Raw genomic sequence first — 4,734 nt, 5'->3', positions numbered from 1 at the left:
CCGGAAGAAACTGTATGCCCAAGCTTATTGTAGAATCTCGAGCTACCTGCAAACAATGGCAAACCAAGGAATCAATCCGCTTGTCGCTATTCAGTTGGCTTTAGGTGGTAAAATTCCAGGACTTGAGACTGGTGGGGGTGAGTAGTTACTTATTATTTATTCTTTTTTCAAGTTGGTCAACTTTTTTGGAAAGTTTCTCTTGATTGTCAATTATAGTTTTTAATTCTTTATGAATGCTATCTATAATTTTTATTTCATCAGCAATTTTTTTAACACTATCCGTGTTTTTCTTAAATTGAAAATTAGCTTCTAAGTTAAATTTTTCATTATCTACTGCTATTGCATTTAAGGATTTAGATAAATCTTTTATTTTAATAAAATATTTTTTTTCAAAAAGGATAGAGCAATTTTCTATTTTTTCTACAGATCTCAGTAATTTTATCTTATCATCTTCAGTAAAAACAACTGAAATATCATTATTTTTTTGTATCTCTGTATTAAATAAAGGCTTCAATTGAATATATAAAAAAGGTAGCGCACAAACTGCAATTATAAAACATATTAGAGAAGTTCTGGACATGAAATTAACACCTATAGTTTTTTGTTTGTCAATATCCCAACTGTGAGAGGAGCAACTACGGCCACTAAAGCAAATGCAGTATTTAAAGCATCTATCCCTAAACTATCTAACTTAGATGCATATCCGTAAGTAAGTAAAAAAGAACCCATTACAATTAAAATGGTATGAAAACTGTTTGTAGCTAATGAATACTTCCCCATTTTTGGTGTTTCTAATTTTGGGGCTTTTAATACATTCGATGTACTGTACTTTCTAGTTATAGATTCATCAATTGCGTCAAAACAACCATCAAAACTACCAATTGAATCTACATATTTCACAAATTTTTTAATAGATGATATATCCCCTTTCCACTCGCCAAGTGCAGATAAAATTCGTTCTTCATCTAGCTCTGCTTTTTTATTTAAAATAAGCTCATCTACTCTTTTTTTATAATTTTCAATAATTTCTATTCTATCATCAAAATATTTTTCACTTAATCCACCTGCTGGGTTTTCGATTGCTTCAATATAGTGCTTTTTTATTGCAGATGTTTTCTTTTTGTGAAGCCCTAATAAATCTTCATACTCTCCTGGCTTTGATAATGATTTTGTCAATACGGGGCTTATTTCAATCATTAAGATTAAAAATAAAACTCCAAACACAACATAAATACCATGCTCCTTATATTTTGATTGCTTTAATAAAGCCCACAAATTAACACTTCTATCAAGAAATCCATTTGAAACTGAGCCATTTATTGATTTCAAATAAATCGCTCTTGATTTGTTATTTTCTTGTGCATTTTCTCTTAATTTATCAATATAGGAAATGTGATTTTCATTTTCTTTTTCATATTCCTTATCAAGTTTTTTTATTTTGTTTTTTTGGCAAGAGAGATCTCCTTTAGTTTCACCTAGTCTATCCTCTAAGTCCTTAATCGTGTTGAGATTGTCAGTAATTTTCTTTATTCGTAAACGGCATTCCTCCCCCCCCCCTGGAATACTTGTTATTGTTTGATCACGAACCCACTCAGAACATTTTTCACTGTTATGATATTCTTTATATGAATATTTTTTTCCGATTTCTCTATTCTTAAAATCATCCCCACATTCGCAAGTAGCTAAATGTAACAATTCAGATAAGCTTGATTGTAATCCATCTCGCTTATTTATGAGCTCTTTTTCCTCTTTTTTTATATATTGTTGTTCTTCTCTAAGACTAGATAGTTTTTTACGATATCTGGTATACGATTTTTCTTTTTCTTTTTGAGCATATTTCAATCTTTTTTGATCTGGAGTAAGAATTTCAGGCATGCTAGAAGAATTACTTTTAGATTCTTGTTGATCAATATTTTTTATTCTTTCATTATTGTATTGAGTATTAAGTTCTTCTTCAAAAAATTTCAAGGCAACTATATGTGAAACTGAAATTCCTATTATAATAGCAATGATAAAACGAAAAAAGAGGGTTCTCAATTTAGAAAAAACACCATCTGAAAGTTGAATTGAGCCAACTAATAAACGGTCTATATTAAATATAAAAATTCCCCAAAACAATCCAAATGCAAGCCCAATTGCATGACTTTTTGTTGCAATTGTCAGTGCATATGAAGCAGCAACAGTTGCAAATATTGCAGTTAAAAAAACTAACACACCTATTGATGTATATTTTGTTTGATCAGTCGGAGGACACTGTTCAAGGATTTCCGGGTCACAATTTGAGCTATAACAAAAAAAGCGTTCAACTAAATTCATTTGATATTCCTTAATATCTATTACGTTATCAAACAGCAATAACTTGAAATGCGCTTTTTTTGCTGATGCTAACAGCCAACCGTAACCGGTGCATTTGTAGTGAGCCACAGTAAACTAAAATGCGTCCGAGTTTACAGTATTGTTAGTTCGATATTATAATAAATTATTCTTTGTCTTTCCTTATACTTCCGGAAAATAAAAATAATTTACGACGCAAATTCAAAAATTTATCCTTTTTTATACCCTCTTTCGGTCAACAAGGTATTTCAGCTGAACAAAACAAGTATTACTTGAAATGAATGCGATATTTATTGTTTTTTGCATGTACTCCATCCTTGAAAAAACAGCGGAACGTTAAAAATAAATATAATACGCCCAGTTCCACTATTATTTCGTTTACCACATACATTTATAGTTGTCAAGAATACTAATAAATATAGGTGAATTCCTGACAATTAGAATACCCTATAGTAAAGAGAAAAACGCGAATAAAAAGAGGGCAGACTGAATGGGAGGATTTACATAATGAACAAATGCCATCCATGTTCGTCATTATTTAAGGATAACGTTAAAGACCTGCTCAGGTTGGGTAAGGAAACAGCTGTTCCCGGAGCGAAATAACCTAATATACTGAAATCATTACTAAAGACTAAGGGGCGCATTCCCATTTTTCCGGTTTAAGAAAAGCTTACTTGTGATGTCTAAAAATGGTATCTTTATCGGGTACGACTCATTTATAAACCAGAGAGGATGGTCATGGGAATGAAAAAGGCTGGCAATTGTGAAACAGTTGAAGAGGTTTATGTTTGCTTGAAAGAACTTGACGAAGACAAACGGAGACTAAGAAGCCCAGAGGACGTAGAAGCGGTGGAATTGGAAATTCTGAGCTATACAAACCAATTGGCAGCTTTGTTATTAAAAAAAATTTCAGATAAATCTGGATTGTCCTGAATGTCAGATCCAGGAAAAAGAACTGCTTAATCATTTGCCAGGACGAATGAAAAGCGAAGGATTTGAGACCGTTCGGGTTCAAACGAGAAGCGGTGTCACCATCAAGGTTCATGCCCGATATTATCGACGAGCTTGTCATCGACGCAATGGCAAAAGGCATAAGGGGATGTATACAGGCCTGATATTGCTTGGGATTCATGATCGCTGTACAGCAGGATTGGCGGCTATGGTCAGCTCTTGGGCAGCGTTACTGAGCTCGTTTGAAGAGGTGCGCCAAGTCCTTTGCGACCACGGTTTTACGCTGGGTACAAAAGTAATCCGAAAATTGGCTTATCGTTATGCGGAACGTGCGCGAGTAGTACAGCAGGCTGGCCAAATACCCTTGAGCGAAACAGATACTCTTCAAGGTCGTCGCGTTGTCATCAGTACAGATGGTGGCCGCACTCGACTACGGGAAAAGAAACGGGGCCCCAAAACAACCAAAGGAAGAAGCCGGTATGACGGAGCCTGGCGAGAACCCAAGCTTTTAATTATCTATGTTGTCGATGCTCAGGGAAAACAAGACAAAAGTTTTCCCCCTTTTATTGATGGAGGATTCAACGGTCCAGATGACTTGTTCAAATTACTCAAGGGCTACCTGCAGGTCCTTGACATCCAAAAATCAGACAAGGTTCTGTTTGTTGCAGACGGAGCACATTGGATTTGGAATCGAGTCCCTGGACTTATCAAAGCACTGGGGATAAATCCGGAGAGCGTATATGAGCTTCTTGACTTCTACCATGCTGTAGAACATTTGGGCAGGGTTGCAGGGTTGCGAAAAAGCTGGTCTGCCAGGGAACGGAAATCCTGGATCGCAAAACAACGTAAGTTGCTGCTAAAAGGAGAGTCCGCATCGGTTGTACAAGCAGTACAGATGCTTTGTCGAGGTCGAAACAGCAAGGCCATCAAGGCTGAACGGAATTATTTTGTACGCAACAAATACCGCCTTGATTTCCAGACTGTAAAGGCATTGAATTTACCGATTGGCAGTGGTGCTATTGAAAGTTCAATTCGTAGAGTGGTTAATTTGAGACTCAAAGGGCCCTGCACCTTTTGGTATAAGGAGAATGCTGAGAAAATACTCATGCTGCGCTCATACTATAAGGCAGGACGTTGGAATTGTTTGAAAAAAATGGCAAATTCACTTATTTCTTTATTAGCGGTATAACCGGGAAAATGGGAATGCACCCAGACTAAGGAAAGTTTACGAAGCCAATTTCTAACTGCTTTATTTTACAGGATTTTTCTTTTTTTAGTTTTTATTGTAATATTAATACTCACCATTCGCGTAAACTGAAAAACTATCCGGAATTACTCTCCAGGCCGGAATAGATTTCTGGTCCCAGACCAAGGAGTTCCAACATCCTTACTTGTAACGGTGAAAGTGGTGTGACATGGTGAAAGATTTGCCCGGCTAACTCGATGATC

General features: G+C 35.7%; 4 protein-coding genes. 2 read left to right on the top strand and 2 right to left on the bottom strand.

Features of this window, described 5'->3' with window-relative positions:
* Positions 1–145: 145 nt before the first annotated feature.
* Together JWG39_RS15780 and JWG39_RS15775 are read right to left on the bottom strand one after the other, a co-directional pair.
* On the bottom strand, positions 146–580 hold the full coding sequence (locus JWG39_RS15780) for a hypothetical protein (RefSeq protein ID WP_205220405.1): 435 nt from the start codon (positions 578–580) through the stop codon (positions 146–148).
* 11 nt (positions 581–591) lie between these two features.
* On the bottom strand, positions 592–2,316 hold the full coding sequence (locus JWG39_RS15775; RefSeq protein WP_205220404.1) for a DUF4407 domain-containing protein: 1,725 nt from the start codon (positions 2,314–2,316) through the stop codon (positions 592–594).
* A gap of 756 nt (positions 2,317–3,072) precedes the next feature.
* Here JWG39_RS15775 and JWG39_RS15770 point away from each other — a divergent pair.
* Both JWG39_RS15770 and JWG39_RS15765 read left to right on the top strand, forming a co-directional pair.
* Positions 3,073–3,267 carry a hypothetical protein gene (locus tag JWG39_RS15770; RefSeq protein WP_240192182.1) on the top strand — a complete coding sequence of 65 codons (195 nt, stop codon included), beginning with the start codon at positions 3,073–3,075 and terminating at the stop codon, positions 3,265–3,267.
* A gap of 46 nt (positions 3,268–3,313) precedes the next feature.
* The gene (locus tag JWG39_RS15765; RefSeq protein ID WP_205220403.1) at positions 3,314–4,474 is read left to right on the top strand and encodes a hypothetical protein; all 1,161 of its coding nucleotides are present in this window, start codon (positions 3,314–3,316) and stop codon (positions 4,472–4,474) included.
* Positions 4,475–4,734 lie beyond the last annotated feature (260 nt).

This window comes from Desulforhopalus vacuolatus, assembly GCF_016918505.1.
Taxonomy (GTDB): Bacteria; Desulfobacterota; Desulfobulbia; order Desulfobulbales; family Desulfocapsaceae; genus Desulforhopalus; species Desulforhopalus vacuolatus.
This window is presented reverse-complemented; position numbering and strand designations above follow the sequence as displayed.

Excerpts from the sequence above, each read along its gene's own strand:
- JWG39_RS15780 (WP_205220405.1), bottom strand. The coding sequence starts at position 580 with ATGTCCAGAACTTCTCTAATATGTTTTATAATTGCAGTTTGTGCGCTA.
- JWG39_RS15775 (WP_205220404.1), bottom strand. The coding sequence starts at position 2,316 with ATGAATTTAGTTGAACGCTTTTTTTGTTATAGCTCAAATTGTGACCCG.
- JWG39_RS15770 (WP_240192182.1), top strand. The coding sequence starts at position 3,073 with ATGGGAATGAAAAAGGCTGGCAATTGTGAAACAGTTGAAGAGGTTTAT.
- JWG39_RS15765 (WP_205220403.1), top strand. The coding sequence starts at position 3,314 with ATGAAAAGCGAAGGATTTGAGACCGTTCGGGTTCAAACGAGAAGCGGT.